The 26,729-nt window shown below is 60.8% G+C and carries 24 protein-coding genes; 15 read left to right on the top strand and 9 right to left on the bottom strand.

Features of this window, described 5'->3' with window-relative positions; translation table 11 throughout:
• Positions 1-152 precede the first annotated feature (152 nt).
• Together hslO and GJ700_RS33240 are read right to left on the bottom strand one after the other, a co-directional pair.
• Complete coding sequence (gene hslO / locus GJ700_RS33245) at positions 153-1,118, bottom strand: Hsp33 family molecular chaperone HslO (protein ID WP_154382228.1); 966 nt, start codon at positions 1,116-1,118, stop codon at positions 153-155.
• 3 nt (positions 1,119-1,121) lie between these two features.
• A complete protein-coding gene (locus GJ700_RS33240; RefSeq protein ID WP_154382226.1) occupies positions 1,122-1,646 on the bottom strand; it encodes a gamma carbonic anhydrase family protein in 525 nt (174 codons plus the stop codon).
• Between the two features lie 223 nt (positions 1,647-1,869).
• Here GJ700_RS33240 and GJ700_RS33235 point away from each other — a divergent pair, with 223 nt between their 5' ends.
• From GJ700_RS33235 to bamC, 9 genes are all read left to right on the top strand, one after another.
• A complete protein-coding gene (locus GJ700_RS33235) occupies positions 1,870-2,748 on the top strand; it encodes an alpha/beta fold hydrolase (RefSeq protein ID WP_154382224.1) in 879 nt (292 codons plus the stop codon).
• A gap of 59 nt (positions 2,749-2,807) precedes the next feature.
• Positions 2,808-3,644, top strand: a complete 837-nt coding sequence (locus GJ700_RS33230; RefSeq protein WP_154382222.1) for a 3',5'-nucleoside bisphosphate phosphatase — start codon at positions 2,808-2,810, stop codon at positions 3,642-3,644.
• Between the two features lie 61 nt (positions 3,645-3,705).
• The gene (gene htpX / locus GJ700_RS33225) at positions 3,706-4,590 is read left to right on the top strand and encodes a protease HtpX (RefSeq protein ID WP_154382220.1); all 885 of its coding nucleotides are present in this window, start codon (positions 3,706-3,708) and stop codon (positions 4,588-4,590) included.
• Between the two features lie 18 nt (positions 4,591-4,608).
• Positions 4,609-5,232 (top strand): L-threonylcarbamoyladenylate synthase, encoded by a 624-nt coding sequence (locus GJ700_RS33220; RefSeq protein ID WP_154382218.1) that lies wholly within the window; start codon positions 4,609-4,611, stop codon positions 5,230-5,232.
• 81 nt (positions 5,233-5,313) lie between these two features.
• Positions 5,314-5,967, top strand: a complete 654-nt coding sequence (locus GJ700_RS33215) for a site-2 protease family protein (RefSeq protein WP_371868242.1) — start codon at positions 5,314-5,316, stop codon at positions 5,965-5,967.
• Between the two features lies 1 nt (position 5,968).
• On the top strand, positions 5,969-7,171 hold the full coding sequence (locus tag GJ700_RS33210; RefSeq protein WP_154382213.1) for a tryptophan--tRNA ligase: 1,203 nt from the start codon (positions 5,969-5,971) through the stop codon (positions 7,169-7,171).
• Positions 7,172-7,202: 31 nt separating this feature from the next.
• The gene (locus GJ700_RS33205) at positions 7,203-7,754 is read left to right on the top strand and encodes a class I SAM-dependent methyltransferase (protein ID WP_154382211.1); all 552 of its coding nucleotides are present in this window, start codon (positions 7,203-7,205) and stop codon (positions 7,752-7,754) included.
• Between the two features lie 151 nt (positions 7,755-7,905).
• A complete protein-coding gene (gene dapA / locus GJ700_RS33200; protein WP_154382209.1) occupies positions 7,906-8,784 on the top strand; it encodes a 4-hydroxy-tetrahydrodipicolinate synthase in 879 nt (292 codons plus the stop codon).
• A 40-nt stretch (positions 8,785-8,824) separates the two neighbouring features.
• Complete coding sequence (bamC, locus tag GJ700_RS33195; RefSeq protein ID WP_154382207.1) at positions 8,825-9,985, top strand: NlpB/DapX family lipoprotein; 1,161 nt, start codon at positions 8,825-8,827, stop codon at positions 9,983-9,985.
• A gap of 223 nt (positions 9,986-10,208) precedes the next feature.
• Here bamC and GJ700_RS36370 read toward each other — a convergent pair whose 3' ends face one another.
• The 3 genes from GJ700_RS36370 to GJ700_RS33180 form a co-directional block, all read right to left on the bottom strand.
• Positions 10,209-10,478 carry a hypothetical protein gene (locus tag GJ700_RS36370; RefSeq protein WP_154382205.1) on the bottom strand — a complete coding sequence of 90 codons (270 nt, stop codon included), beginning with the start codon at positions 10,476-10,478 and terminating at the stop codon, positions 10,209-10,211.
• 290 nt (positions 10,479-10,768) lie between these two features.
• Positions 10,769-11,266, bottom strand: a complete 498-nt coding sequence (locus GJ700_RS33185; RefSeq protein ID WP_229507391.1) for a DUF7931 domain-containing protein — start codon at positions 11,264-11,266, stop codon at positions 10,769-10,771.
• 11 nt (positions 11,267-11,277) lie between these two features.
• Positions 11,278-12,402, bottom strand: a complete 1,125-nt coding sequence (locus GJ700_RS33180; protein WP_154382203.1) for a ribosomal protein uL16 3-hydroxylase — start codon at positions 12,400-12,402, stop codon at positions 11,278-11,280.
• 79 nt (positions 12,403-12,481) lie between these two features.
• Here GJ700_RS33180 and GJ700_RS33175 point away from each other — a divergent pair, with 79 nt between their 5' ends.
• On the top strand, positions 12,482-13,027 hold the full coding sequence (locus GJ700_RS33175) for an FKBP-type peptidyl-prolyl cis-trans isomerase (protein ID WP_154382201.1): 546 nt from the start codon (positions 12,482-12,484) through the stop codon (positions 13,025-13,027).
• Positions 13,028-13,038: 11 nt separating this feature from the next.
• On the opposite strand, the gene GJ700_RS33170 is transcribed toward GJ700_RS33175, so the two are convergent.
• The 3 genes from GJ700_RS33170 to GJ700_RS33160 all read right to left on the bottom strand — a co-directional run bounded on the left by GJ700_RS33170 (position 13,039) and on the right by GJ700_RS33160 (position 17,985).
• Entirely contained in the window at positions 13,039-13,998 is a 960-nt protein-coding gene (locus GJ700_RS33170; RefSeq protein WP_229507390.1) for a hypothetical protein, read from the bottom strand.
• Positions 13,995-16,715 (bottom strand): DNA mismatch repair protein MutS, encoded by a 2,721-nt coding sequence (gene mutS / locus GJ700_RS33165; RefSeq protein WP_154382200.1) that lies wholly within the window; start codon positions 16,713-16,715, stop codon positions 13,995-13,997. Before mutS ends, GJ700_RS33170 begins: the two co-directional genes overlap by 4 nt.
• Before the next feature lie 376 nt (positions 16,716-17,091).
• Positions 17,092-17,985: an SGNH/GDSL hydrolase family protein gene (locus GJ700_RS33160; RefSeq protein ID WP_154382198.1), complete on the bottom strand. Its 894-nt coding sequence runs from the start codon at positions 17,983-17,985 to the stop codon at positions 17,092-17,094.
• A gap of 396 nt (positions 17,986-18,381) precedes the next feature.
• Between GJ700_RS33160 and GJ700_RS33155 the strand changes: the two genes are divergently transcribed.
• Positions 18,382-19,386 carry a hypothetical protein gene (locus tag GJ700_RS33155; RefSeq protein ID WP_154382196.1) on the top strand — a complete coding sequence of 335 codons (1,005 nt, stop codon included), beginning with the start codon at positions 18,382-18,384 and terminating at the stop codon, positions 19,384-19,386.
• 22 nt (positions 19,387-19,408) lie between these two features.
• Here GJ700_RS33155 and GJ700_RS33150 read toward each other — a convergent pair whose 3' ends face one another.
• Positions 19,409-20,077 (bottom strand): substrate-binding periplasmic protein, encoded by a 669-nt coding sequence (locus GJ700_RS33150; protein WP_371868241.1) that lies wholly within the window; start codon positions 20,075-20,077, stop codon positions 19,409-19,411.
• A 203-nt stretch (positions 20,078-20,280) separates the two neighbouring features.
• Between GJ700_RS33150 and GJ700_RS33145 the strand changes: the two genes are divergently transcribed.
• From GJ700_RS33145 to GJ700_RS33130, 4 genes are all read left to right on the top strand, one after another.
• Positions 20,281-21,117, top strand: a complete 837-nt coding sequence (locus GJ700_RS33145; RefSeq protein ID WP_154382192.1) for an HDOD domain-containing protein — start codon at positions 20,281-20,283, stop codon at positions 21,115-21,117.
• Between the two features lie 206 nt (positions 21,118-21,323).
• Positions 21,324-22,433 carry a hybrid sensor histidine kinase/response regulator gene (locus GJ700_RS33140; protein WP_371868240.1) on the top strand — a complete coding sequence of 370 codons (1,110 nt, stop codon included), beginning with the start codon at positions 21,324-21,326 and terminating at the stop codon, positions 22,431-22,433.
• Positions 22,430-24,907 (top strand): hybrid sensor histidine kinase/response regulator, encoded by a 2,478-nt coding sequence (locus GJ700_RS33135; RefSeq protein ID WP_154382190.1) that lies wholly within the window; start codon positions 22,430-22,432, stop codon positions 24,905-24,907. The genes GJ700_RS33140 and GJ700_RS33135 overlap by 4 nt, the downstream gene beginning before the upstream one ends.
• An 85-nt stretch (positions 24,908-24,992) precedes the next feature.
• A complete protein-coding gene (locus tag GJ700_RS33130) occupies positions 24,993-26,729 on the top strand; it encodes a RecQ family ATP-dependent DNA helicase (RefSeq protein ID WP_308700732.1) in 1,737 nt (578 codons plus the stop codon).

Below are 26,729 nucleotides of genomic sequence, written 5' to 3'. Positions count from 1 at the left end.
AATTCAATCGACGTAAAATGAGTTTGAGCCGTTTGCATGATGATCCCCTTATTTGGATTGGTTAGCACCTCCAGTTTAGGAAATCGTTATGCCGACGGCTCTTTCTTTTACATCATAGGTTCTACGGAATTCCGTCCCGGGCGTGATGATGGTCAGTGCTTGGCGTCGCCGGCGTGGATCAGTACTTCGGCCGGTTCATTGCTGGCGAACAGTTGCGCGCAATCGACCTTGTCGAAGTCGTAGTGCTTGCCGCAGAAGTCGCAATTGATGGCGACCGTGCCCAGTTCTTCCAGCACGCTGTCAATTTCCGGCTGGCCCAGCGTCTTCAGCATGTTACCCACTTTTTCGCGGGTGCAGCTGCAGTGGAACGACGGGTGCACGGGATCGAAGATGCGGATGGTCTCTTCCCAGAACAGGCGCTGCATCAGCACGTCGATGGTGGTGCCCAGCATTTCCTCTTCTTTCAGCGTGGAGCCCAGCACCACGGCGCGGTTCCACGTTTCCAGCGCTTCTTCGGCCGACACCGGTTGCGCTTCGGCCTTGCCGCCATGGTGCGGCAGCTTTTGCAGCAGCATGCCGCGCGACACGCTGTCATCGGCGGCCAGCCACATGCGGGTGTCGAGCTGCTCGGAGCGCAGCATGTAGTGTTCGATCACGGTGGCCACGTCGTCGGCGTCCAGCGGCACGATGCCTTGGTACGGTTGCTGGCCCGGCACTTTTTCAGCCGGATCGAGCGTGATGATGAAGCGGCCCTTGCCACTTTCATTGAGCAGCTTGGTCAGGCCGGCATCGTCGTCCACCACCGCTTCGTGGCGCAGCTTGGCCGTGGCGCGCAGGCGCAGTTGCGAATCGCACTCGACCACCAGCAGGCGCACCGGACCGTCGCCATGGATTTGCATGACGATGGAACCGTTGAATTTCAAATTGGCCGACAGCAGGGCGGCCGCCGACACCATCTGGCCCAGCAGGCGGCGTACCGGCGCGGGGTAGTCGTGGCGGGCCTGGATTTCGCGCCAGGTGGCGGAGACGTCGATCAGCTCGCCGCGCACGGAGGCGTTTTCAAAGATGAATTTTTGCAGCGTATCCTGGCTGGTCGCGAGGTCTGGGGTCTTGCTCATTGTTTATCCTAATTTTTTCAGTTGCGTGTTGAACAGCCGGCCGCGCTGCACATAGCTGTCGGCGCTGCCTTGCAGGCGCGCCACGTCCTCTGGCGTCAGGGTGCGCACGGCCTTGGCCGGCGAACCGATGATCAGCTGGTTGTCCGGAAATTCCTTGCCTTCCGTGACGAGGGCGCCGGCGCCCACCAGGCAGCCCTTGCCGATCTTCGCGCCATTCAAGACCACGGCCTGGATGCCGATCAGCGACCCGTCGCCGATGGTGCAGCCATGCAGCATGGCCTGGTGGCCGATCGTCACGTTATTGCCCACGTCGAGCGGGTAACCCATGTCGGTATGCATGACGGCGCCTTCCTGCACATTGCTGTTTTCGCCGATCGTGATGCGTTCGTTATCGCCGCGCAAAGTCGCGCCATACCAAACCGATGCATTGGCGCGCAGCGTGACTTTACCGATCAAGGTGGCATTGTCGGCGACAAAAGCGGATGCATCGATGTCGGGCGCGTGATCGCCCAGTTGGTAAATCGTCATGGAATGCCTTCAACGAGAGGGGAATACCGCTATTTTACGACGAGCTTACGACGAGACCGCCAAAACCCGGCAAAATGGACGGTGGCCAGGGCGCCTGCCTGCGATTTTCGCACGATCGTGCTAAGCTTTGGACTGGCCGCCAGGAAACACATCATCCTAGCTTCCGTTGTTTCTTCAGTTGCCCCATATGGCGCCATGCGCGTCACTTTCAAGGTGAAAATAAATGCATAAACCTTCCCGGTCCGAATTCATCGATGTGCGCGGCGTGCGCACGCATATCCGCCATTGGGGCAGGGAAGGCGCACCAAAGATTTTCATGGTGCATGGCTGGATGGACGTGTCGGCGTCGTTCCAGTTCGTGGCCGATTGCCTGCAGGGTGACTGGCATGTGATTTCGCCGGACTGGCGCGGCTTTGGGCTGACCGAGTCGCCGAAAGTCGATACTTATTGGTTCCCCGATTACCTGGGCGACCTGGACGCCATCCTGCGCCATTACCAGCCGGAAGGCGCCGTCAACCTGCTGGGCCACAGCATGGGCGGCAATATCGTCGGGCTGTATGCGGGCGCCCGCCCGGCCCGCATCCGCCGCCTGATCAACCTGGAAGGCTTTGGCCTGAAATCCACCACGCCGGACCAGGCCCCGGCCCGCTATGCGAAATGGATGGATGAATTGCTGGAGCCGCAGGAAATGAAGGGTTATCCCGACCTGGCCGGCGTGGCGGCGCGCCTGCAAAAAACCAATCCGCGCCTGCGCGACGACCGCGCCGCGTTCCTGGCGCAACACTGGTCGGCGCAGGACGTCGATGGCCAGTGGCGCATCCTTGGCGATCCTGCCCACAAGCGCATCAGTCCGCTGCTGTACCACGTGGAAGAAGTCATGGCGTGCTGGCGCGCGATCACGGCGCCCGTGCTGTGGGTGGAAGCGTCGCATACCAATATGTGGCTGTGGATGGGGCCGAAGGAAGAGGCGCGGGTGGAAGTGGATCGCCGCCTGGGCCACCTGGCCAACGTGACCGCGAAAATGATCGACAACGCGGGCCACATGCTGCACCACGATCAGCCGGAATTGCTGGCGGCCATGATCGAAGAGTTTCTCGCCTGACAATTTGCCGGGGCGGGGTACAATGATGGCTTCCCTTGTCCCCGGCCATTTGTAACTGTATGTTGAAAGTCGACCTTCATTGCCATTCCAACGTCTCAGACGGTGTACTGCCGCCCGCGAAAGTCGCACAGGTGGCACGCGCGGGCGGCGTGGACGTGTGGGCGCTGACGGACCATGACGAAGTGGGCGGCATTGCCGCCGCGCGCCTGGCGGCCGGCGGCGACCAGGGCATGCGCTTTGTGACGGGCGTGGAAATTTCCATCACGTGGGCCAATGAAACCGTCCATATCGTCGGGCTGCAAATCGATGAAAACAACGAGCAACTGGTGCAGGGCTTGCACCAGACGCGCTCCGGCCGAGATCGCCGCGGCCATGAAATCGCGCGCCAGCTGGCGCTGCACGGCATCCCGGACGCCTACGAGGGCGCGCTGAAGTATGTCGATAATCCCGACTTGATTTCCCGAACCCACTTTGCCCGCTATATCGTGGAACTGGGCTTGTGCCGCACAGTGCCGGAAGTGTTCAAGCGCTATCTGGCCGAAGGCAAGCCGGGCTATGTGGAACACCGCTGGGCGTCGCTGGAACAGGCGATGCAGTGGATTACCGGCGCGGGCGGCATTCCCGTGATTGCCCACCCGGGCCGCTACAAATTCTCCAGCATGGCGCAAGGTGTGCTGTTCGATGAATTCAAGCAAATGGGCGGCGCCGCCATCGAGGTGGTGACGGGCAGCCATACGGCGGACCAGTATCCGGAATATGCGGAACTGGCCAACCGTTATGGCTTCCTGGCGTCGCGCGGCACGGATTTCCATGCGCCGGGCGAAGCGCGCGTCAGCTTTGCTGAATTGCCGCCATTGCCGGCCAATGTGAAACCAGTCTGGCACGACTGGTTCTGAACTTGTTTTTGCGCCACGTCATCCGCATCTAAGGGGCGGATTAAAAGCCTGCGAGCTCACTATGAAACGTATCGTCCTGTTTATCGCAACCAATCTGGCCGTGATGGTGGTGCTGTCCATCGTGCTGTCCGTGCTGGGCATCGCGCGACCGGGCGGTTATGGCGGCTTAAACCTGGGTAACCTGATGGCGTATTCGCTGGTGATTGGTTTCACCGGCGCCATCATTTCGCTCTTGATGAGCAAAACCATGGCGAAATGGAGCACGGGCGCCCGCGTCATCGACACGCCCCGCGATTCCATCGAACAATGGCTGGTCTCGACCGTGCAGCAACTGGCGCAACGCGCCGGCATCGGCATGCCGGAAGTGGCGATTTACGAAGGCGAACCGAATGCGTTCGCCACCGGCGCCTTCAAGGATTCCGCGCTGGTGGCCGTGTCGACAGGCTTGCTGCAATCGATGAACCGCGAAGAAGTCGAAGCCGTGCTGGGCCACGAAGTGGCGCACATCGCCAATGGCGACATGGTGACCATGACGTTGATCCAGGGCGTGGTCAATACCTTCGTCGTGTTCCTGGCCCGCGTGGTGGGCTACTTTGTCGATAGCGCCCTGAGCGGCCGCCGCGACAGTGACGATTACCGTCCAGGCATCGGCTACACCATCACCACCGTGATCTGTGAAATCCTGTTCGGCCTGCTGGCCTCGATCATCGTGGCGTGGTTCTCGCGCCAGCGTGAATTCCGCGCCGATGCGGGTTCCGCGAAACTGATGGGCAACAGCGTGCCGATGCAGCATGCGCTGATGCGCCTGGGGGGCATGCAGCCTGGCGCCTTGCCGCAGGATATGGCGGCTTCCGGCATTGCCAGTGGCGGCGGCTGGTCGGCCATGTTTTCCACCCACCCACCGATGGAAGAGCGGATTGCCGCTTTGCAAAGATTGCCGCGCTAACGGCCTTACAACGAATATATGAGCCAATATTTCCAGGTCCACCCAGTCAATCCCCAGCTGCGCCTGATCAAGCAGGCGGCGCAAATCATCCACGGCGGCGGCATCGTCGCGCTGCCCACCGATTCCTGCTATGCGCTGGTGTGCCACCTGGACGATAAAGCCGCCGTCGAACGCTTGCGCCGCATCCGCGGCATCGATGAAAAACACCATTTGACACTGCTGTGCCGCGATTTAAGTGAAATCGGCGTTTACGCGCGCGTCGATAATAAACAGTTCCGCATGCTGAAGGCCGCCACGCCGGGGCCGTTCACCTTCATCCTGGAAGCGACCCGCTGCGTGCCGCGCCGCCTGTCGCACCCGTCGCGCAAGACCATCGGCTTGCGCGTGCCGGCAACACCGATCGTGGAAATGCTGCTGGGCGAATTGCAGCAACCGCTGTTGGGCACCACGCTGATCCTGCCCGGCGATGACGATCCGTTGACGGATCCGGAAGCGATCCGCGAGCGGCTGGAAAAACAAATCGACCTGATCGTTGACGGCGGCGCCTGCAGCTTCGAACCGACCACCGTGGTGGACTTGACCGGCGACGAGCCGGAACTGGTGCGGCAGGGGCAGGGCGATCCCGCCGTGCTGGGCATGTAAAAACTTTCTCCAGATCACCTCCCACCGGGCCGGCCGAGCCGGTCTGGTAGAATCTTCCCCCATATGAATGATTTCAGTTACATGATGCAGAACATCGCGGTGTACGCGATTCCTGTTCTGTTTGCCATTTCCCTGCATGAAGCCGCGCACGGTTATGCCGCCCGCTATTTTGGCGATCCCACTGCCGAGCAGCAGGGCCGTCTCAGCGTCAATCCGATCCATCACATCGATTTGTTCGGCACCGTCATCCTGCCGCTGCTGCTGTATTTGAGCACGCACATGGCGTTTGGCTATGCCAAGCCGGTGCCGGTCGATTACAGCCGCTTGCGCAACCCCAAGAAACAGATGGGCTTTGTCGCCGCCGCCGGTCCGGCCGCCAACTTTGCCATGGGCGTGGGCTGGATGGTGATGCTGGTGCTGCTCATCGCGTTTGGCGTGCAGGAAGAATTCCTGCTGAAAGTGGCCGACGCGGGCATCAAGACCAATGCCGTCATGTGCGCCTTCAACCTGATTCCCGTGCCACCGCTCGATGGCGGACGCATCCTGACGTCGTTGTTGCCGCTGGACCTGGCGCGCCCGTTTGCGCGGATCGAGCGTTACGGCCCGTTCGTGTTCCTCGGCCTGATCCTGCTCAGCTATACGGGCCTGCTGACGCCGTTCCTGGGCACCCTGGTGGCGATCACGGTCTGGCTGTTCACCGTGATCGTGTATCCCCTGACCCTTTTGCTGACCTGATATGTATCCCGACCGAGTCGTCTCCGGCATGCGTCCCACCGGGACCATGCACCTGGGCCACTACCACGGCGCCCTGACCAACTGGGTCAAGATGCAGGCGGAGCAGCCTTGCCTGTTCTTTGTCGCGGACTGGCATGCGCTCACCACCCACTATGACGACCCGAGCGTGATCGAGCGCTCGACGTGGGACATGCTGGTGGACTGGCTGGCGGCCGGCATCGACCCGTCGCAATCGACGCTGTTCATCCAGTCGCGGGTGCCGGAACACGCGGAATTGCACTTGCTGCTGTCGATGGCGACGCCGCTGGGCTGGCTCGAGCGGGTCCCGACCTATAAAGACCAGATCGAAAATCTGGCCAATAAAGACCTGGCAACGTACGGCTTCCTCGGCTATCCGCTGCTACAAGCCGCCGATGTGCTGATTTACCGCGCGAGTGAAGTGCCGGTGGGCGAAGACCAGGTGCCCCATATTGAAATGATGCGCGAAATTGCGCGCCGTTTTAATCATTTGTATGGAAAAGAAAAGGGTTTCGAGGAAAAAGCGCAGGAAGCCGTGAAGCGGCTGGGCAGCAAGCGGGCCCGGCTGTACAACGAATTGCGCACGCAATTCCAGCAGGATGGCGACGCCGAAGCGCTGGAGCAGGCCAAGGCCATGCTGGACGATGCGCACAGCCTGTCGATGGTGGACCGCGAGCGCCTGTTCGGTTACCTGGAAGGCAGCCGCAAGCTGATCCTGGTGGAACCGCAAGCCAAGCTGACGGCCGCGTCCAAGCTGCCGGGACTCGATGGCCGCAAGATGTCCAAGAGTTATGGCAATGCGATTGCGCTGCGTGAAGACAAGGATGTCGTCACGAAGAAAATCCGCACCATGCCGACCGATCCGGCCCGCGTGCGCCGCTCCGACCCGGGCGAACCGGCGCGCTGCCCGGTCTGGCAATTCCACCAAGTGTATTCCGACAACGCGACGCAGGAATGGGTGGTGAAAGGATGCCAGTCGGCCGGGATTGGCTGTATTGAATGTAAACAGCCCGTGATTGACGCTATCATCCGGGAACAGGAGCCGATGCACGAGCGCGCCCAGCCATACCTGGACGACCCGTCGCTGGTGCGCGCGATCGTCGCCGATGGCAACGACGCGGCCCGCAAGCTGGCCCAGGAAACCATGCGCGACGTGCGCGAAGCAATGGGACTGAGTTATTTTTGACAAGTGGATGTCCAGTCCGCAGGAGATGTGAATGACTGATGTGATTTCCCCGTGGGTGCAGCGCTTCGCGCCCCTGATTCCCAGCGGCGACGTGCTGGACCTGGCTTGCGGCACGGGCCGCCACGCGCGCCACCTGGCGGCGCTGGGGCATGCCGTGGTGGCCGTGGACCAGAATGCCGACGCGCTTGCGGAAGCGGCCGGCCCCGGTATCGTCACGTCGCAAATCGACCTGGAAGCGGCGGATGCGGTCTGGGCCTTCGGCCCCGAGCGTTTTGCCGGCATCGTCGTGACCAATTACCTGCACCGTCCGCTGATCGCGGAACTGGTGGCAAGTCTGACGCCGAATGGCGTTTTAATTTATGAAACTTTTTCTGAAGGCAATGGCCAGTTCGGCAAACCGTCGAACCCGGATTACCTGTTGACGCCAGGCGAACTGCTGGCGTGGGCCGCGCAGCACGGATTGCGCGTGATTGCTTTCGAGGATGGCCTGGTGGAATCGCCGAAACCGGCGCTGATCCAGCGGATCGTGGCCGTGAAGCCGGAATTCCCGCGCGTTGCGGCACTTTTGCCGTCATTTAAGTAAGTATAGAGAAATTATTGTGAAATCATGACGAACAGAACTCACAAGAATTTTTGCGTACTTACTGAATATGTGAATATATGTGATATGCCAGCCACCTGCGGCAGGCTATCGTCTACAATCGTTGTTTTAAATTCTTTCTGTTATCACTCCTATGATTAAGGGCAGCATAGTAGCAATTGTCACCCCGATGAACGCAGACGGCAGTCTGGATTATCCGGGTTTGAACAAGCTGGTCGACTGGCATATTGCCGAAGGCACGGATGCCATCGTCATCGCCGGCACCACGGGTGAATCGGCGACGGTCAGTGTCGAAGAGCACTGCGCACTGATCAAAGCGACGGTTGAATATGCCAAGGGCCGCATTCCAATCATCGCCGGCGCCGGTGGCAATTCGACTGCGGAAGCCATCAAGCTGACGCAATACGCGAAAGAAGCGGGCGCGGATGCGACCCTGCAAGTGGTTCCTTACTACAACCGTCCGACCCAGGAAGGCATGTACCAGCACTTCAAGGCGATTGCCGAAGCGGTGGACTTGCCAGTGATCCTGTACAACGTGCCTGGCCGTACCGTGGCCGACATGTCGAACGAGACCATCCTGCGCCTGGCGCAAATCCCGAACATCATTGGCGTGAAAGACGCCACCGGCAATATCGGCCGCGGCCTGGACTTGCTGCGCCTGGCGCCGAAATCGTTCGCTGTCTACTCGGGCGACGATGCGAGCGCCCTGGCACTGATGCTGGCTGGCGGCAAGGGCAACATTTCCGTGACTGCCAACGTCGCGCCAAAAATCATGCACGAAATGTGCAAGGCCGCGATGGAAGGCGATATCGCCAAGGCGCTGGAACTGAACAATAAAGTATTCCCTCTGCACCAGAAACTGTTCATCGAACCGAACCCGGTGCCGGTGAAATGGGCGCTGACGGAAATGGGCATGATGCCCGCCGGCATCCGCCTGCCACTGGTGCCGCTGGCATCCGAGTTCCACGAGTCCGTGCGCAGCGCGCTGCGCGAAGCCGGCCTGATTAACTGAGCCCCCACCGCGCCTGAGTGGACTCTCATTCCAGTAAAACATGACTATTCGCAAGACAGCTTCCCTTACTCCGCAGCGCGGCCTGGTCCTGGCCGCCCTTACCGTCAGCCTGACCGGTTGCGGCATGATCAGCTCGGTGGTTGGCACCGACAAGGTGGATTACAAATCGGCAAAGAAAGCCAGCACCCTGGATGTCCCGCCTGATTTGACGCAATTGCAGAAAGATAACCGCTATTCGCTGCCGGATTCGAACCGTGGCGTGGCCACGGCGTCCGGTTACAACGCGGCGCGTGGCGCCGGCCCTGCGGCTGTGCAAGCAGCGCCATCGAATGATGTCGCCACCACCGGTTCCGACAGCGTGCGCGTGGTACGCGCCGGCAACCAGCGCTGGCTGGTGGTCAAGCAGACGCCGGAGCAATTGTGGCCGCAGCTGAAGAGCTTCTGGGAAGAGTCGGGCTTCACCCTGGCGGTGGATGCGCCGGCGGCGGGCATCCTGGAAACGGAATGGAATGAGAACCGCGCGAAGATCCCGCAAGACTTCGTGCGCAACGCCATCGGCAAGGTATTTGATGGCCTGTATGGCAGCGGCGAGCGTGACAAGTACCGCACCCGCCTCGAGCGCCTGCCGGACGGCACTTCGGAAATTTACATCAGCCACCGCGGCGCACAGGAAGTCATCGTTGGTGCGCAAAAGGAATCCACGCAGTGGACCGCGCGTCCGAACGACCCGAACCTGGAAGCGCTGTTCCTGGCCAAGCTGATGACCAAGCTGGGTGCGGGCAAGGATGAAGCGCAGGCGCGCACGGCCGTGGACAACGCGGCGCTGCAACCGCTGCACGCGTGGCTGAAAGGCGCTGGCGACACCCGCCACGTGGAAGTCGACGAAGGCTTCGACCGCTCGTGGCGCCGCGTGGGCCTGGCGCTGGACCGCGCCGGCTTCACGGTGGAAGACCGCGATCGCGTGAACGGCATTTACTTCGTCCGCTATGTGGACCAGGATGCCGGCACGGCGAAGGGCTTCTTCTCGAAACTGTTCAGCTGGAATTCGGACAAGGATAAGGAAGCGCAGCGCTACCGCATCACGGTCAAGGCCGGCGAGGGCGGCAACAGCAAAGTCGGCGTGCTGGCCAATGACGGCAAACCGGAATTGACGCCAACCGGCGAGAAGATTCTGACGTTGCTGCACGAACAGCTGAAATAACAGCGGTTACAAGTAGTAACAAAAAACCGGCTCCGTGAGGGCCGGTTTTTTTATGTTCGCGGCGATTCTCGCCGTTTTTTCGCGCTGCGACATAGTCGACATGATGGGGCCTGGCCCCAATAGCACTATCGTGCGGTGGTGTGGTGATAGCTAGTGGCTATGTCGTGGGAAGTACGGGCGAAAAAAAACCGGCCCGCAGGCCGGTTCTTTTCACTGTCGAAGATTACTTCGAAGCAGCTGGAGCAGCAGCAGCGGCCGAAGCAGCAGCGGAAGCAGCCGAAGCGGCAGCCGAAGCGGCAGCAGCAGCGTCGGAAGCAGCGGTAGCGGCAGCAGCAGCAGCGTCAGCGGCTGGAGCAGCGGCAGGAGCTGGAGCAGCTGCTGGGGCTTCAGCGGCTGGGGTTGCTACTGGAGCTGGTGCAGGAGCTTCTTCTTTTTTCGAGCAAGCAGCCAGAGCAACGGCCAGCAGGGAGGCGATCAGCAGGGATTTTTTCATGATTTTCCTTAATTAATTCAAAAATAAACAACTATGTTGCGATGAATAATTACCGGTAATTATCGCTCATTAGGGTGTCTTCGTAAGCCTTCGTACCACAAGGTGCATGACAGACAACAAAAACTTCCTAACCCAATATTATAGCGATTTTTGGTGCGCCGCAATAGCAAAAAAAGCCGATTTCACAACTATTTTGCATTAGCGCAATAATTGCTACTTCAGCCAATTGCTCGCTTTAACGGGCATTACCGGCATACTGTCGAACAGGCAGCATTCTACATCGATAAGCCTCAGAGTCCAGTAGTTCCCGCACGCAAACCGGGTATGGTCTCAGCCCATATCGCCGCATAACGTTCCAGGGGGACTTGCGTATCCGGCTCGGAATCGTATACTGCTTCGCCCCGCAAGTGGTCGGAATGGAAGCGCCGCACGATATGGCGCCCGTCGGCCACGCAAAACGAATCCGTCAATTGCTTCAGCGACGGCGCCGTCAGCCGGCATTCAATCGCATGGCTGTAATCGGTCAGCAACCGCAGGAAGCGGGGCGCATGGCGCTCCAGCTCCGCATTGGTATGCGCCACCAGTTCCAGTTTGCCGTGATGCGACAGGAAGTGCCGTAACAGTCCATCCATCTGCGTACTGCCCAGTTCCCACAGGGAATAGTCGGGATCGAACAGCCGCAGGGTAAGGCGGGCGCTGGAAATGCACTGGCGCAGCTGTTCTTGAAAGGCCGCGCGCGTATCGAAGGGGATCACGCGCTTTTCCATGCTGTCTGACTGCATTTCCATACTGTTTCCTTTCAGGCTGCAAACTCCAGCCAGCCATCGCCATACCACGCGTACAGCGCGTCGATGACATCGTCCGACGCGGCCGCCAACGCCGCGCCATCCAGGCGGCGATCGTTGGCCAGCGCCACCAGGGTGGCCTTGTCCGCGCGGCCGATGGCAAACGATTCGCCGTTAATGAAGATATTGTTGCCGCGATAAAGCATTTGTGTCTTCCGGGACAACACCAAGCCCTTCTTTGCCGCCGATTGGAGGAATTTCTCTAAAGTCAGCGGTTTTTCCACCGGCGTAAAGAACACATTGTGTTTTGGCTCCGACAGGTACTCGCCCAGGAAGATCGTGATGTCATCCGCCGTGAACTGGACTTTGTTCAATTCGTCGGCAATGGTTTCCAGCATGTGCTTCGGGATTTCCGCCGGCTTGGCCGATGCCTGCAAGTCCGGGTCCGCATAGCGGCCCGGCAGATCGATGGAGTCGGCCATGAATTGCAGGAAGTTCTCGCCCAGTTCCTGGTACGACGGCGAGCGGAAACCGATCGAATAAGTCTGGCAATCGCCGATGGCGACGCCGTCGTGCGCGTAATGGGGCGGCAGGTACAGCATGTCGCCCGGTTCGAGGACGAATTCTTCTTCTGCTTCGAAGTGGCTGAGGATTTTCAGCGGCAAGCCTTCGATCAGGCTCAGGTCTTTCTGCGCGCTGATGCGCCAGCGGCGCTGGCCTTGTGCCTGCAACAGGAACACGTCGTACGAATCGAAGTGGGGGCCGACGCCGCCGCCATCGGTGGCAAAGCTCACCATCAAGTCATCCAGGCGGGCGTCCGGAACGAAGCGGAATTCGCGCAGCAGCGCATCGGCCTTGGCGTCCTGCAAGTTCACGCCCTGCACCAGCATGGTCCATTCTTTTTGCGTGCGGGGCGGCAGGCTTTCCAGCGGGCCGTATTGCATGTCCCAGTGACCGTCCTTCAAAGTCACGAGACGCGATTCCACGTAGTTCCTGGTGGCCAGTTCTGCCAGCTTGTCAAAGCTCAGCAGTGGCTTGAAGCCGGGCACGGCCTGGCGGATCAGCAGGGGTTTTTTATGCCAGTAGTCGCGCAGGAATTGCGCCGGCGTGATGTCGCCTAAGAGGGTCAGTTTTTTCATACCGCATTATAACTTCCGATCCGGCCCCTATTGTCGGACAAGGTATAATCCCGGGTGCTTATATCAGAAAGGAAGCCATATGAAGATCGCCAAGAATACCGTCGTGACCGTGAACTACAAACTGTCCGACGCGCAGAATAACCTGATCGAAGACGGTCGCCAGCCTATGGTTTACCTGCACGGTGGCTACGAAAACACGCTGCCGAAAATCGAGGAAGAATTGGACGGCAAGGAAGCCGGCTATTCGTCGACCATCCAGATCGAACCGGAAGATGCGTTCGGCGACTATGACGCGTCGCTGGTCAAGGTCGAGCCGCGCAACCGCCTGCCGGAACCGCTGGAAGTGGGCATGCAATTCGAAGGCATGCCGGAAGGTGATGATGGCGAAGACGCGATGATCTTCACGGTCACCGAGATTGCCGACGACAAGGTGGTGCTGGACGGTAACCACCCGCTGGCCGGCATGGCGCTGCGCTTTGAACTGACCGTGGTCGACGTGCGCGCCGCCACCGATGAGGAAATCGCCCACGAACACGTGCATGGCGCCCATGGCCATCACCACCATGACGAAGACGAAGATGACGGCGACGAGGGCGACCACTTCCGTTCGCACCCGATCCATTAATCAGGATTGAATCAAGGACTGTCCGCGTCCTTCAGGCTGAACAGGGAAGCCGTGCCGGGTTGGACCCGCACGGTTTCCCATTCGCCTCCCACCCCCAGTCGTCCCAGGTTGCCGCGCCAAGTGATGGCCGGCGTCGCTTTCGGTTCCCCCTGGCTGTCGACCAGCAGCACTTTCCCTTGGTATTTTTCCGCAAACGCGCGCACCTGCTTGCGCACGGCGGCATAGCCATCCTGTTTGGCGGAAAAGCCGGACAGCAGTGAAAAGCCTTCATCCACGTGGGCCTTGATATCGCCGTCGGTAAACAACACCAGGCCCTCCATGTTGCGCCGCTGCGCCATCAGGAACAGCCGGTGCAGCCACGCGCGGTTGGCCACCAGACGGTCTTCGTATTCGCTGTTGCGGCCCGCTTCCGGCAAATAGTGGTTGTTGTTGTCGGGGATATTGAGCGTGGCAAACAGCACGCCGCCCTGTTCCCAGTAGGCGTTTTCCGCATAGCTGCGGAATTTCACGTTGGCCGACAGCCGCGTCAGCGTGATGCGGCGCACGCCGAGCGACTGGTTGTCGGGATAAAACACTTCGCGCACGCGGTTCAGGCGCTCGATGGCATTGGAACGGCCGGCGGAATTGCGGCAGCCTGCCCAGTCGCTGCCGGCCGGCAGCAACACCAGCGGCCGCGGGCTGCCGTCGAGGATGTCGCGCCGCTGCGCATACAACCGGTCGCTGCACGCTTCCGTTTGCGCCTTGATGCCGGTGGCGACGATAAACGCGGGCTTGTCCTGGTTGGCTTCCGTGATCGATCGCCGCAGCAGGTTTTCATCGGACGTGGCGCGGAAAGGATGGCCGATGACGGTGAACTGGAACGGACGCGCAGGCTGCGCCACACCGCCGTCGGCGGAGAGCGCGGCCGTGGCCGGCGCGGACGCCAGGATGGCCGCCGCCACCAGCGAAGCAAGCGCGCCGCGCCGTATCATGCGAGCGCCGGCTCCGCCAGTTTCTTCAACTGGTACAGTCGTTCCAGCGCTTCGCGCGGCGTCAGCGCATCCGGATCGAGGTCGTCCAGCGCGGACAGCAAGTCGCGCAGGGCCGGATCGTCGGCCGGCGCGGCGGCAGCGGTAACTGCTGGCGCTTCATCGTCGTTGGCGTCGGCCACCGGCGCGGCAAACAAGTCCATCTGCGGCTGCGCATCGAGCGCCTGCGCTTCCAGCCGCGCCAGGTGCTTGCGCGCCGCCTTGATGACGCCTTGCGGCACGCCGGCCAGTTGCGCCACCTGCAAGCCGTAGCTTTGCGACGCGGGGCCGCTTTGCACCGCGTGCAGGAACACGATGGAATCCTTGTGTTCGACGGCGGACAGGTGCACGTTGGCGGCGGTCGGATGGTTCTCCGGCAACTGCGTGAGTTCGAAATAGTGGGTGGCGAACAGCGTGAAGCTGCGCGACGTGTCGATCAAGTGGCGCGCAATGGCCCAGGCCAGCGCCAGGCCGTCGAAGGTCGACGTGCCACGGCCGATTTCATCCATCAGCACCAGCGAATGTTCCGTCGCGCCGTTCAGGATGGCCGCCGCTTCCGTCATTTCCACCATGAAGGTCGAGCGTCCGCCCGCCAGGTCGTCGGTTGCGCCGATGCGGGTGAACACGCGGTCGATCGGGCCGATCGTGGCGCTGGTCGCGGGCACATAGCTGCCGACATAGGCCAGCAGCGTAATCAGCGCCACCTGACGCATGAAGGTGGATTTACCGCCCATGTTCGGGCCGGTAATCAGCAGCAGGCGGCGGTCGTTGACCAGGCGGCAATCGTTGGCGATGAAGCGTTCGATCTGGCCTTCCACCACCGGGTGGCGGCCTTCGACGATATTGATGCACGGTTCCGCCACCAGTTGCGGCGCGCACCAGTTGTTGCGCAGCGCGTGGTCGGTCAACGCGGTCAGCGCATCGAGCTGCGCCAGCGCCTGGGCGATGCCCTGCAGGGTGCCGATCGATGGCGCCAGGTCGGCCAGCAACTGGTCGTACAGGATTTTTTCACGGGCCAGCGCGCGGTCCTGCGCGGACAGCGCCTTGTCTTCAAACGCTTTCAGTTCCGGCGTGATGTAGCGTTCGCAGTTTTTCAGCGTCTGGCGGCGGCGGTAATCGTCCGGCACCTTGTCGGCCTGGCCGTTGGTGACTTCGATATAGAAGCCGTGCACCTTGTTGTATTCCACGCGCAGGTTGGCAATGCCGGTGCGGGCCCGTTCGCGGGTTTCCAGGTCCACCAGGTACTGGCCCGCGTTTTCCGACAGGCCGCGCAATTCATCGAGTTCCGCATCGAAGCCGCGCGCAATCACGCCGCCGTCGCGCACCAGGGTGCTTGGCTCCGGCATCACGGCGCGCACCAGCAAGTCCAGGCATTGCTCCGGCGTGGCCAGCGCGGTTGCCAGGGAACCCAGCAGCTCGGCGCCGTCGGCGCCATGGTCCGGGTGCACGGCGCGCTGGGCCAGTTGACGCAGCGCCGGCAATTGCTGCAAGCCGTCGCGCAGGCTGGCCAGGTCGCGCGGACGGGCCGACAGCAGGGCGATGCGGGTGGTGATGCGTTCGATATCCGGCACTTGCGCCAGCACGTGCGACAGCGAACCCGTCACGTCGGCCTGCGCCAGCGCGGCAATCGACTGGTGGCGCGAGCGCGCCACGCGCTGTTCGCGTTTCGCATGGTGCAGCCAGTAGCGCAGCAGGCGCGAACCCATCGCGGTGCGGCAATGGTCCAGCAGCGAGAACAAGGTGGGCGATTCCTGGCCACGGATGGTTTCCGTCAATTCCAGGTTGCGGCGCGTGGCGGCGTCGAGGCCGATGAATTCCGATTCGGTTTCCACCGTGATGGAATTGACGTGCTGCAGCCCCTTGCCCTGGGTCGACTGCGCATAGCGCAGCAGCGCGCCGGCCGAACCGAAGGCCGCGCCCAGGCCGTCGGCGCCAAAGCCGGTCAAGGTCGAGACGCTCAACTGTTCCATCAGCGCCTTGTGGCCCGACACCACGTCGAAGTGCCAGTCCGGCACGCGGTTCACGTGGCACGACGGCGCCCGGTTTTCAGACGATTCGTCGAACAATTCCGCTTCATCGCCGCGCAGGATTTCCGCCGGGGCGATGCGTTCCAGTTCCTGTTGGAGCCGCATCGACACCGTGCGTGCATCGCCGGAAAATTCCATCAGTTTCAGCGCGCCGCTGGCCAGCGACAGCCAGGCCAGGCCCGCCGTCGCCACCTTGCGCTGGCTGATCACGCACATCGCCAGCAGCGGGCGCTCCGCTTTTTCCGGCAACAGGTCCGCGTCGGTCAAGGTGCCGGGCGTCACGACGCGCATCACCTTGCGCTCGACCGGCCCCTTGCTGGTGGCCGGATCGCCGATCTGCTCGCAAATCGCGCACGATTCGCCGATTTTCACCAGCTTGGCCAGGTAGCCTTCCAGCGAGTGGAACGGCACGCCCGCCATCTTGATCGGCTGGCCGTTTTGCGAGCCGCGCGACGTCAGCGTAATGCCCAGCACGCGCGACGCTTTTTCCGCATCTTCGTGGAACAGCTCGTAAAAGTCGCCCATGCGGTAAAACACCAGCATGGTGGGATGCTCGGCCTTGATGCGGAGGTATTGCTGCATCATTGGCGTAACCTTCTCGGTCGGACTGGCTTTGATGGCGGCGGCGTTGATTTCGGCGGGAACAGTGGTCATCGTGGTGTGTTCGTTATTGCATGACAGCGGTAAGGCCGACATTTTACCGTGTCCGCAGTAGAACGCTGATGTTGTGTTGCCGTCAGGCTGCGCTGCTCGGGAATGATGCCGACTTCCTGGTGAAAGCCATGCGCCGAAACCAGTTGAGCGGCAAAGGATTTCTCAAGCGAGAAGTGCCGAGTGCGCGGCTGTTGACTGGACTGCGCTTCAGGCGATTCGCTCCCTCTCTTCCAATTGAGGTTTCCCCGAGCGGGTAGTCCGTTTGGTGACTGACACCGCAGAGCGGTTAGTGCTTGGTACGGTGAGAACGCCGGGCGTCTAGCCACTAAGCCGTAGCGTTCCGATCATAGTGCAATTTCGAAGCCGCGCAAGAACGTTAGATTCGTCCGGGGAACTCGGCCCGCAAAGCCGCGACGAACTTGGCCGATACCAGCGCGAAGCCTTTTGGGGTGGGATGAAGCTCATTGTCCCATTGGCTCACGCTGGTCAAAGCACCTTGTGTGGCGATGTGGAAAAAATCCTTATGAGCGTTCTGAAGCTGAGTCAACAGGTCCGCGAATTGCGCCAACAACTGATGGACAATCGCTTTCCCGGTCTCCTTGTCCCAGCCACGATCGTCCAGGCTGGGCTTGAGCCACGGGCCGGCGCCGCAAACACCTTTGCCCGTCGGGATCGCGAAATCGTAGCTGTGCGTGAAAATGGGAATGCGACGATTTTGCGCTTGCGCGGCCTGATTCCGAGCGCTGATCAAATCCTCATAAGCCGCTTTTACGATGCCAAAGATCGCATCGACGCGAGCGGGCCGGAGACCTTGGGCCGGATCTGATGACACCTCCGCCGCGTTGTTAAGCCAAAGCCGGAATTGATCGCCGACCAAGTCGTTGCCGCCGCCGGAAAATAGAATCGCGTCGAAGGGAGCGTTCAGGTGCGGCGCGTTGAGCTGCTCGGTCAAACGGCGCAGCTTTTGAACCCCCAGCATTTCCTCTGCGGCCTCCCCGTGGTGGGCGAGGTTCAGGATACTTGGGGAGAGTGGCATCGCCTCAAGGTGGGCGATGATATCGCTATGGGACAACGGAGGAAGGGGATAGTCAAACCAACTGTCTCCCTGCGCCAGCAGGTTGAGCGGCTTGGGGCCAGCGAGAGTGGCTTCCTTCAGCATCATTTTTTGAGCGCCAGTCCGAGCTCGATATTTCGCGATTCTTTTGTCGAGATCCTCTTGAATCTGTTTCTTATGCTGCGCGTATTCGTTGGCGTTCAGGTTGGCGCTCATGCTGGCTCCTTCATGCGGCTAAGAGGTTTTCACGGACAAGTCCGGCGATCATCCCTGCGGGGCAGCTTTTTTGCATACTTTCTCAGGGTGGATTTCAAGGGATCTTGACGCGTTTTTGCTCGCTTTACGGATCGGAAAGGAGCGCTCGACCTCGATCCCGGCCGACGTAGGAACACGCTAGAAATTTGACTATTGATTGATAATTATTAAACTGAAATCCGTTTCTTAGGATTATTTATTGCGATTTCTCTACTTTATGGCCCACCCTGTTGCTCTTCTCAGACGCTTGCAAAACGCAATGAAAAGCGGCGTTATGGGCGCAACTTCGCGAGCAATGCGGGGGCGGGGCATGCTGAGAACCTCTTGGTCAGTTGACATTGATCGAAAGCTATCCTCATGGGGGATGCTGCCGGAGGTCGCGAACTTCGACCACTTCGCGCCTTCCCGCTGGTTGTTGGTCAATCCGTCAGCCCTGGACGCGGGCATTTGTCGTTTTTTTTACTTGTGAGTATGAGTGAGATAATGTTTCGATTTGAAAAAGTGAAGGGCTTTATTCCCTGGGGCTTTCCATTAAAATTAATTATTACAGCATTGGTAACTTTGCTTAGTGCGCATGCGCTAGGGTTGATAAGTGAATATGCAACATATAGGTATGCGTTTAAGTTTGGCGTGAGAGTTCCCTTTGAAGGTGTTCCATATTTGAGTGCAATGGTGTCCATCGGTAGCATTTTTTTGCTTTTTGGTGCGGCAGTTGTATTTAGTGTTACCTATCTTGTGCTGCGGTTTTTTCTTCTTCCCATAATATGGAGTGAAAGATTAAAGAAGAGCTTACGTTTATGGTTTGGAGATGATGCTTTTATAAATCGAGAAATAGTTCAGTGGGATCCTAGAAAACTATCCCTTAAGAAACGCTGGTTTATAGTATTGTTGGCCAGCCTGGTGGTTGCGGCATTAATGCTTTTCCTGTTCTCAATATCGGAAAAGGAAATTATTTGGAAGGATGTAACTGGAGAAAAATGGGCGAAAGTTCTCACTATTCCATATTTTATTATAGTGTTTTCTGCTATATTAATTCCTGCATCAACTTGGATTTCTGCTGCTTTGTTGGTAGTGGCATACTTTATCGGGGCAATTGCTCTGATGATGCAACCGTTTGAGTATGCAAGCCTGTTGCGTAATGTTGGATATGGTGGAGATTTGCCGATAGTACTGGAAACGAAAGATTTAGCGTTGCAAAAACGCTTAGAATCTTCGAAAGAGATTTTCTTGATACTTAAGACGAACGATACGTTTATTGTTCGAGATCTTGAGAATATGGTGCTAGAGGTCCCTCGGTCAGAAGTCACCTATTGGCGTTATCAGAAGAGGGATGGCAATCGCTTGCCTTGGTTTTTACTGTAACTTGGACAAAGGTGTCATATGTCTACTGGTACTTGCTGGCGCTGCGCTGCCACACGGGGTCATCCTTCAGCCTGCGGATGACGGGCGCAAGCTTGTCGTACACAGCGGCCTTGGAATGGGGAATCAGGAAACGGCGTTCCGTTTGCTGGCCGGGCAAGTCGGCCAGCTGGAATTGATCTGACAGCGCATGGGTTTTCAGGTAATAACGGGCCACGGATTCCGCCACGGCCACGCAATCGACGCGGCCCAGCCGCAGCTTTTCCAGGTTGATGTCTTCGCTTAACGCATCGTTGCGCACCAGGCCGTAGCGCGCGATCCACTCGTCGATGCCGGGATACACATAACCCAGCACCAGCCCGATCGAGCGGCCCGACACGGAAACGGCGGCATTCGGGTCAATGCCGGAACCGGTGCGCGATACCAGCACAAAGCGGTCGACGGCAAACGGCGCGGTCCACAGGTATTTCTTTTGCCCGACATCATCAAGCCATTGCGGCATCATGCCGATCACGATGCCGTCCATGCTGCCTTGTTCCAGTTTCATTTGCAGCCGCTTGCGGGGCAGATAAGTCAGTTTAAACGTCAGGTCGCCCAAGCGCTGCTGGTTCAAGTGTTCGACCAGGTCGACATAGATGCCACGGGCATGGTTGATCACCAGCGGCGCGAAGTTGGCGCTGGTATACACATTCACCACTTCCGCATGTGCAACTGCGCAACAGTTAAACAACAGTACGAGCAGGGCGGCAACAGAGGCTCTCATAGGGAAAATATAGCATGGGTGCAATCTTGCCCACACCATGCCGGGAATCCGTATTGCAACAAAAAATGCTGCCATGTAACAATTCGTCGCTTTCACGCCCTATGAGTGGTTATGCCGCACGCTATAATCAATGAATGGAAAAACTCAGAGATTACGCTCAGGTTGTGGCCGAGGCGCGCACCGGCCAGCTGGCATTTCCCACCAGCGTGAATGCGGCGCTCCAGTTGCAGCAGGCGCTGGCGGATCCCGATTGCCATGTCGAAGACGCCATCCGCAAGGTGCTGGCCGAACCGGTGCTGGCGGCCCGCGCCGTCGCTCTGGCCAATTCCGCCGTGTTCACCCGCAATGGCGGCCCGCAAGTGACCAGTGCGCGCGCCGCCGTGATGCGGGTCGGTTACCGTAATTTGTATTCGCTGGCGTCCGCCATGGTGGTGCGCCAGTTCGGCGCGCGCATCCGCGATGCGCAACTGCGCGCCCAGGCCGAACAATTGTGGCGTCACTGCGCGTCGGTGGCGGCGCTGGCCCATGTACTGGGCCGCGAACTGACCCAGGTCGATCCCGATACCGCCATGTTCGCCGGCATCATGCACGAAGTGGCGGGCTTTTATCTGCTGGCGCGCGCCGACGCCATGCCGGGCTTGCTGGACGATCCGGACGAACGCATGGGCGCCATCCATGAAATCCTGTCGCGCGAGTTATTGAAAAAGCTGCAAGTGCCGGAGCCGGTGGCGGCCGCCATCGTCTCGCTGCGTGGCGGCGCCATGTCGATTCCGCCGCACGGCTTGCGCGACACGCTGTTGCTGGCCAAGCGCCTGGCGCCGCAGCGCGCGCCGCTGGTCTGGTGCAACGACGCCGTGCTGGGCCGCACGGCCGCAGTCGATGCCTACCTCAAGGGCAACAGCGCCATCGACGATATCCTGTTTGAGTCGAACGAAGAAGCCAAGTCGATGAGCAGCGCGCTGCTGGTCTGATCCTCCCTCTGTTCCATTGATTTTCTTCGTATTCTCCAACCGTGCGCACGTGCCGCACGGTTGGAACGCGCCTGTACGCGGCGGTTACAAAGAAGTGGCATAATGGCAAATAAGGTTGTGCAAAAGAAAATATTGGCAACCATGCGCGAGCGCCTGCGCAAACTTGGTAGTATCGAGCAGGCTGTGCCACTTAACAGAATGCCACCGTGAATGCACCAATCAATATCCTGGTAGTCGACGATGTCGAGCAAAATCTGACCGCTGTCGCGGCGCTGTTGACGCGCCCGGACGTTACCCTGCTGGCCGCGTCGTCCGGCGCGCAAGCGCTGGAATTGTTGCTGGAGCACGATGTGGCGCTGGCGCTGATCGACGTGCAAATGCCGGACATGAACGGCTTCGAGTTGGCCGAGCTGATGCGGGGAAGTGAACGGACCCGCGCGATACCACTGATTTTCCTGACGGCCGCCGCGCGCGACCAGGCGTATACGTTCCGTGGCTATGAAGCGGGCGCCGTGGACTTCCTGTTCAAGCCGTTCGACGGCCAGGTGCTGGTCAACAAGGTCAACGTGTTTGTCGAACTGCACCAGCAAAAGCGGCAATTGTCCGCGCAGCTGGAAGAACTGAAGCGTTCGCTGCACCTCAATGAATTGTTTACCGCCGTGCTGGGGCATGACTTGCGCACGCCGCTGTCGGTTGTGATGAATGGCGCCATGCTGTTGCCGATGATGACGGACCACCCGAAAGTGGCGGTCACGGCCCAGCGCATCCAGAGCAGCGCCAAGCGCATGGCGCACATGGTCGACCAGTTGCTGGACCTGGCCCGCATCCGCTCGGGTGATATGCGCCCCGAACTGTCCGATGCGGACTATGGCGCGCTGTGCCGGCTGCTCGCCGATGAATTCGCCACACCCGACCATCCGTCGCGCATCACAGTGGAAACCACGGGCGACCCGGTCGGCGTCTGCGACAGCGGCATGATGTCGCAAGTGCTGTCCAACCTGATGGGCAATGCGTTGACCCATGGTGAACCGGACACGCCGGTGCACGTCACGGTCGATGGCAATGATCCGCACAGCATCACCATCAGCGTGGCCAACCGCGGCGAAATCGCGCCGGAATTGCTTGGCAGCATATTTGAACCCTATCAACGCGGCGGCGCCCGCAAGTCAGGCCAGGGCCTGGGCCTGGGGCTGTACACGGCCCGCATGTTCATTGCCGCCCATGGCGGCGACATCGTGGTGGCATCGAGCAAGGAGGAAGGGACAGTGTTTACATTCAAGGCGCCGCGCAGGCCCGTCACGGAGCCGCATCCATGAGCGCTTTTCCACAAGAGTTCGTTGCCACATTGCTGCCCGGCGCCCAGGACGCGGCGGCGTTTGCCACATTGGGCAGCCACGATGGCAACCGTTCGGTGACCGAGGAATTCCTGCGCATGGCGCAGGAAGCGGGCGGCATCGGCAGTTTCGAATGGTTTCCCGACACGGGGCGGATGGTGGTGTCGGCCACGTACCGCCGGCTGTGGGGGCTGGCGCCCGGCGTGGAGGTGACGGCGGACATGCTGATTGGCCTGACTGATGAGCGCGACCGCGCAAAGCTGGGCCCGCAGCGCATGCGTGACGACAATCCGCTGGAATACACGGAATACCGTATCCGCCGCGCGGACACCGGCGAAATGCGCTGGCTGGCGCGGCAAGGCGAAGTGGTGACCCGGGCAGGCGAGCCGCGCCGCTACATCGGCGTGTCGTTCGATATCACGGGCCGCAAGCAAACCGAGCAGGCGCTGCGGGCCAGCCAGGACAGGCTGGCCGCCATCTTCGGCCAGGCGTCGGTCGGCTTGTCGGAACTGGATTTGACGGGACGCTTCCGCCGCGTCAACGGTGCGCTGTGCCACATGCTGGGCCGCACCGAGGACGAAATGCTGGGCCTGCACATGGATGACATCATCCACCCCGATGAACTGGAAGAAAACCGCGCGCTGGTCAAGCGGCTGGTGGCGACCGGCCAGCCATTTACGTTGGAAAAACGGTATTTCAAGCCGGACGGCAACTGGGTGTGGATTTCTTCGAGCATGAGCCGGCTGGACGACGAGGCGGGCCAGCCGCAGGCGCTGATCGCCGTCAAGACCGACATCACGGAACGGCGCCGCGTGGAAGCGGCGCTGCGGGATTTGAACGATACGCTGGAACAGCGCGTGGGCCGTGAAATCGCCGAGCGCGACAAGGCGGAAGAAGCGCTGCGCCAATCCCAGAAAATGGAAGCCGTGGGTCAGTTGACAGGGGGCGTCGCGCACGATTTCAACAATGTGCTGCAAATTATTTCCGGCAATTTGCACCTGCTGCAATTGCAGGCGGGCGGCGACGTCATGGCGCGCAAGCGGCTCGACATGGCCATTGCCGCCGTCGAGCGCGGTGCGCGCCTGTCGTCGCAATTGCTGGCCTTTGCGCGGCGCCAGCCGTTGCAGCCGGTGGTATCGGACCTGGGCCGCCTGGTCAGCCGCATGGACGACCTGTTGCGCCGCACGCTGGGCGAAGCCATCGAGATCGTCACCGTGGTCGGCAGCGGCTTGTGGAATACGCTGGTCGATCCGGGCCAGATTGAAAACGTGATCCTGAACCTGGCCATCAATGCGCGCGACGCCATGCAGGGCGCGGGACGCCTGACCATCGAGGTCGGCAACACGGTGCTGGACGAGTATTACGTCAACAATTTGCTCGATGTGCCTTCCGGCCAGTACGTGATGCTGTCCGTGACGGACACGGGTTCCGGCATGACGCCCGAAGTGTTGCAGCGCGCCTTTGAACCGTTCTTCACCACCAAGCGTGAGGGGGAAGGGACGGGCCTGGGCCTGTCGATGGCCTATGGCTTCGTCAAGCAGAGCCGGGGGCACATCAAGATCCACAGCGAAGTCGGGCAGGGCACCAGCATCAAGATATATTTGCCGCGCAGCCACAGCGAGGAATCGCACCAGCCGGTGCGGGAAGGGCGCGAACAGGAGCTGGGCGGCTCGGAAACCATCCTGGTGGTGGAAGACGATGCGGGCGTGCGCGCCGTCGTGCTCGATATGCTGGCGGCGCTGGGCTACCGCGTACTGTCGGCGGAAAACGGCGCCGATGCGATGGAATTGCTGAAGCGCCAGCATGTCGACTTGCTGTTTACCGACGTGGTGATGCCGGGCGCCTTGCGCAGCCCGGAGCTGGCGGTGGCGGCGCGCGAAATGCAGCCCGATATCGCCGTGCTGTTTACGTCCGGCTATCCGCAAAACGCCATCGTGCACGGCGGCCGCCTGGACGCGGGGCTGGAATTGCTGAGCAAGCCATACCGGCGCGAAGACCTGGCGCGCAAGCTGCGCCACGTGTTCAATAACCGCGAGCAGGAAATCGCGGCGCGCCAGCGCCAGCTGGAAGCGGCGGTGGGCTTGCTGCCGCCGCAGCCGCCCATCGACGACAAGTCGCTGCGCGTGCTGGTGGTGGAAGACAATGCCGACTCGCAGGCCATGGTGTGCGAATTGATCGGCATGCTGGGCCATACCGTGAACGGCGTGTGCAATGGCGAGGAAGCATGGCAATTGCTGCAGGAACATGACGTCGATGTCCTGTTCACCGACATCAGCCTGCCCGGCATTTCCGGTATCGACCTGGCGCGCCGCGTGCGCGAATCCGGCCGGGCGGTGCGCGTGATCTTCTCCACCGGCTATGGCAAGGATGCGCTCGACCAGGCCGGCCTGCATGCGACAGTCTTGCGCAAGCCGTACGACTTGATGGACTTGAAGGCGGCGCTGGACAACTCCTGACTCCTACGCGCTTGCCAGCCGCAGTCCTATAGGGGACGGGGAGGGCGGCGGTTATGCTGTTGGCTGTTATCGCTGCGGAGGCGCCATGGCCCAGGCTGGAGTTCATCCGATGCACGGCGCGCGCAAGACTGGCAATACGCGCGCTGTGCTCATCAACGATTTGCTGCGCCGCGTATTCGGCGTGGGTTCATTGCGCCCGGGCCAGCGGCAAGTCATCGATTCCGTGCTGGCCGGATGCAATACACTGGCCATCATGCCGACCGGCGGCGGCAAATCGCTGTGTTACCAGATCCCCGCATCGCTGTTGCCGGGCACCACGGTGGTGGTGTCGCCGCTGATCTCGCTGATGCAAGACCAGCTCGACAAACTCGAGGAACTGGGCATCCGCGCCGCGCAAGTGAACAGCAGCCTGCCCCGTGCGGAGGAGCTGGAAGCGCTGGCCGGCATCCGCAGCCGCGCCAGCGATATCGTGTTCTGCACGCCGGAGCGGCTGGCTACGGAAGAGTTCCTGGAACTGCTGCGCGCATCGTCCGTGTCGCTGGTGGTCATCGATGAAGCGCACTGCATTTCCCAATGGGGCCACGATTTCCGCCCCGCCTACCTGGCCATCGGGGCCGCCGTTGCCGCGCTGGGCCGTCCACCCGTGCTGGCGCTGACCGCCACCGCAACGGACGACGTGGTGGCCGATATCGGCCAGCAACTGGGCATCGATGACCTGAGGGTCATCAATACGGGCATGTACCGCGCCAACCTCTATTACCGTGTTTTACAGAGCACCAACGGCGGCGAAAAACTGGCCCAGGCGCTGGAGATGGTGCGTGCCGGCGCGGGCGCCGGCATCGTGTATGCCGCGACGGTGAAGGCGGCCGAACAACTGTACGCCATGCTGGAGGAGGCCGGCGAAAGCGTGGCCCTGTACCACGGCAGGCTGCCGGCCGCGCAGCGCAAGCTGCACCAGCAATGGTTCATGAGCGGTGAGCGGCGCGTGATGGTGGCGACCAATGCTTTTGGCATGGGCATCGACAAGCCGGACGTGCGTTTCGTGATCCACTTGCAGGTGCCGGCCAGCCTGGAAGCGTATTACCAGGAATCGGGCCGGGCCGGACGCGACGGCGAACCGGCCGATTGCACGTTGCTGTACTTCCAGGACGACAAGCGGCTGCAGCAGTTTTTCCTGGTCCGCGCCTATCCGAATGCGGTGGAACTGGCCGCCGTGCATGCGTCGGTGTGCGCGCTGGCCGGCGACGGCGCCGCGCCGCCGAAGCCCGTGGCATTTGCCGCGTTGCGCGATGCGCTGGCCGAATCGCAGTTGCCGCAATCCCGGCTGCACGTGTGCCTGAAACTGTTGAAGGATGGCGGCATGTTGCGGCACAACCGCAGCCTGGCATGGCTGCCGTGCCAGCCCCCGTCCAGCGCTGAACACTATGCGCGGCTGGCCGGCGTATACCAGGACAAGCAGGAGCGCGACCGCGCGGCGCTGGGACACATGGTGGCCTATGCGCAAAGCGGCTATTGCCGCTGGAAGCTGCTGCTCGACTATTTTGACGCCAACGAGGACGGCATGGACAATTGCGGCTGCTGCGACAATTGCATCACGCCGCCGCAAGTGGCGTTCGATGAAGACGAATTGGCCAACATGCAAGCGGACATGGGGACCGAATCGCCTGCGCCGCAGCCGCCGGCAGTGCAGGTGGGCAGCCGGGTGCGGGTGCCCAAGTACGACGTGGGCACCGTGCTGGCCGTGGCGGGGGACCAGGTGACGATCGCTTTTCCCGGCGAGGAACCCCGCACGTTCCTCGCCGAGTATGTGCAAACTTTATAA

The sequence above is a fragment of the Pseudoduganella rivuli genome (genome assembly GCF_009674485.1).
Classification (GTDB): domain Bacteria; phylum Pseudomonadota; class Gammaproteobacteria; order Burkholderiales; family Burkholderiaceae_D; genus Rugamonas; species Rugamonas rivuli_B.
The sequence above is the reverse complement of the archived record's forward strand: the minus strand, read 5'-3'. Positions and strand labels throughout refer to the sequence as shown.

What these genes read in the sequence shown, in the direction of transcription:
- GJ700_RS33210 (WP_154382213.1), top strand. Translation starts at nt 5,969, where the DNA reads ATGTATCCCGACCGAGTCGTCTCCGGCATGCGTCCCACCGGGACCATG.
- htpX (WP_154382220.1), top strand. Translation starts at nt 3,706, where the DNA reads ATGAAACGTATCGTCCTGTTTATCGCAACCAATCTGGCCGTGATGGTG.
- GJ700_RS33220 (WP_154382218.1), top strand. Translation starts at nt 4,609, where the DNA reads ATGAGCCAATATTTCCAGGTCCACCCAGTCAATCCCCAGCTGCGCCTG.
- GJ700_RS33205 (WP_154382211.1), top strand. Translation starts at nt 7,203, where the DNA reads ATGACTGATGTGATTTCCCCGTGGGTGCAGCGCTTCGCGCCCCTGATT.
- dapA (WP_154382209.1), top strand. Translation starts at nt 7,906, where the DNA reads ATGATTAAGGGCAGCATAGTAGCAATTGTCACCCCGATGAACGCAGAC.
- GJ700_RS33180 (WP_154382203.1), bottom strand. Translation starts at nt 12,402, where the DNA reads ATGAAAAAACTGACCCTCTTAGGCGACATCACGCCGGCGCAATTCCTG.
- GJ700_RS33155 (WP_154382196.1), top strand. Translation starts at nt 18,382, where the DNA reads ATGGGGGATGCTGCCGGAGGTCGCGAACTTCGACCACTTCGCGCCTTC.
- GJ700_RS33230 (WP_154382222.1), top strand. Translation starts at nt 2,808, where the DNA reads ATGTTGAAAGTCGACCTTCATTGCCATTCCAACGTCTCAGACGGTGTA.
- GJ700_RS33145 (WP_154382192.1), top strand. Translation starts at nt 20,281, where the DNA reads ATGGAAAAACTCAGAGATTACGCTCAGGTTGTGGCCGAGGCGCGCACC.
- GJ700_RS36370 (WP_154382205.1), bottom strand. Translation starts at nt 10,478, where the DNA reads ATGAAAAAATCCCTGCTGATCGCCTCCCTGCTGGCCGTTGCTCTGGCT.
- GJ700_RS33235 (WP_154382224.1), top strand. Translation starts at nt 1,870, where the DNA reads ATGCATAAACCTTCCCGGTCCGAATTCATCGATGTGCGCGGCGTGCGC.
- mutS (WP_154382200.1), bottom strand. Translation starts at nt 16,715, where the DNA reads ATGACCACTGTTCCCGCCGAAATCAACGCCGCCGCCATCAAAGCCAGT.
- GJ700_RS33185 (WP_229507391.1), bottom strand. Translation starts at nt 11,266, where the DNA reads ATGGAAATGCAGTCAGACAGCATGGAAAAGCGCGTGATCCCCTTCGAT.
- GJ700_RS33130 (WP_308700732.1), top strand. Translation starts at nt 24,993, where the DNA reads ATGGCCCAGGCTGGAGTTCATCCGATGCACGGCGCGCGCAAGACTGGC.
- GJ700_RS33170 (WP_229507390.1), bottom strand. Translation starts at nt 13,998, where the DNA reads ATGATACGGCGCGGCGCGCTTGCTTCGCTGGTGGCGGCGGCCATCCTG.
- GJ700_RS33215 (WP_371868242.1), top strand. Translation starts at nt 5,314, where the DNA reads ATGATGCAGAACATCGCGGTGTACGCGATTCCTGTTCTGTTTGCCATT.
- hslO (WP_154382228.1), bottom strand. Translation starts at nt 1,118, where the DNA reads ATGAGCAAGACCCCAGACCTCGCGACCAGCCAGGATACGCTGCAAAAA.
- GJ700_RS33160 (WP_154382198.1), bottom strand. Translation starts at nt 17,985, where the DNA reads ATGAGCGCCAACCTGAACGCCAACGAATACGCGCAGCATAAGAAACAG.
- GJ700_RS33135 (WP_154382190.1), top strand. Translation starts at nt 22,430, where the DNA reads ATGAGCGCTTTTCCACAAGAGTTCGTTGCCACATTGCTGCCCGGCGCC.
- GJ700_RS33240 (WP_154382226.1), bottom strand. Translation starts at nt 1,646, where the DNA reads ATGACGATTTACCAACTGGGCGATCACGCGCCCGACATCGATGCATCC.
- bamC (WP_154382207.1), top strand. Translation starts at nt 8,825, where the DNA reads ATGACTATTCGCAAGACAGCTTCCCTTACTCCGCAGCGCGGCCTGGTC.
- GJ700_RS33175 (WP_154382201.1), top strand. Translation starts at nt 12,482, where the DNA reads ATGAAGATCGCCAAGAATACCGTCGTGACCGTGAACTACAAACTGTCC.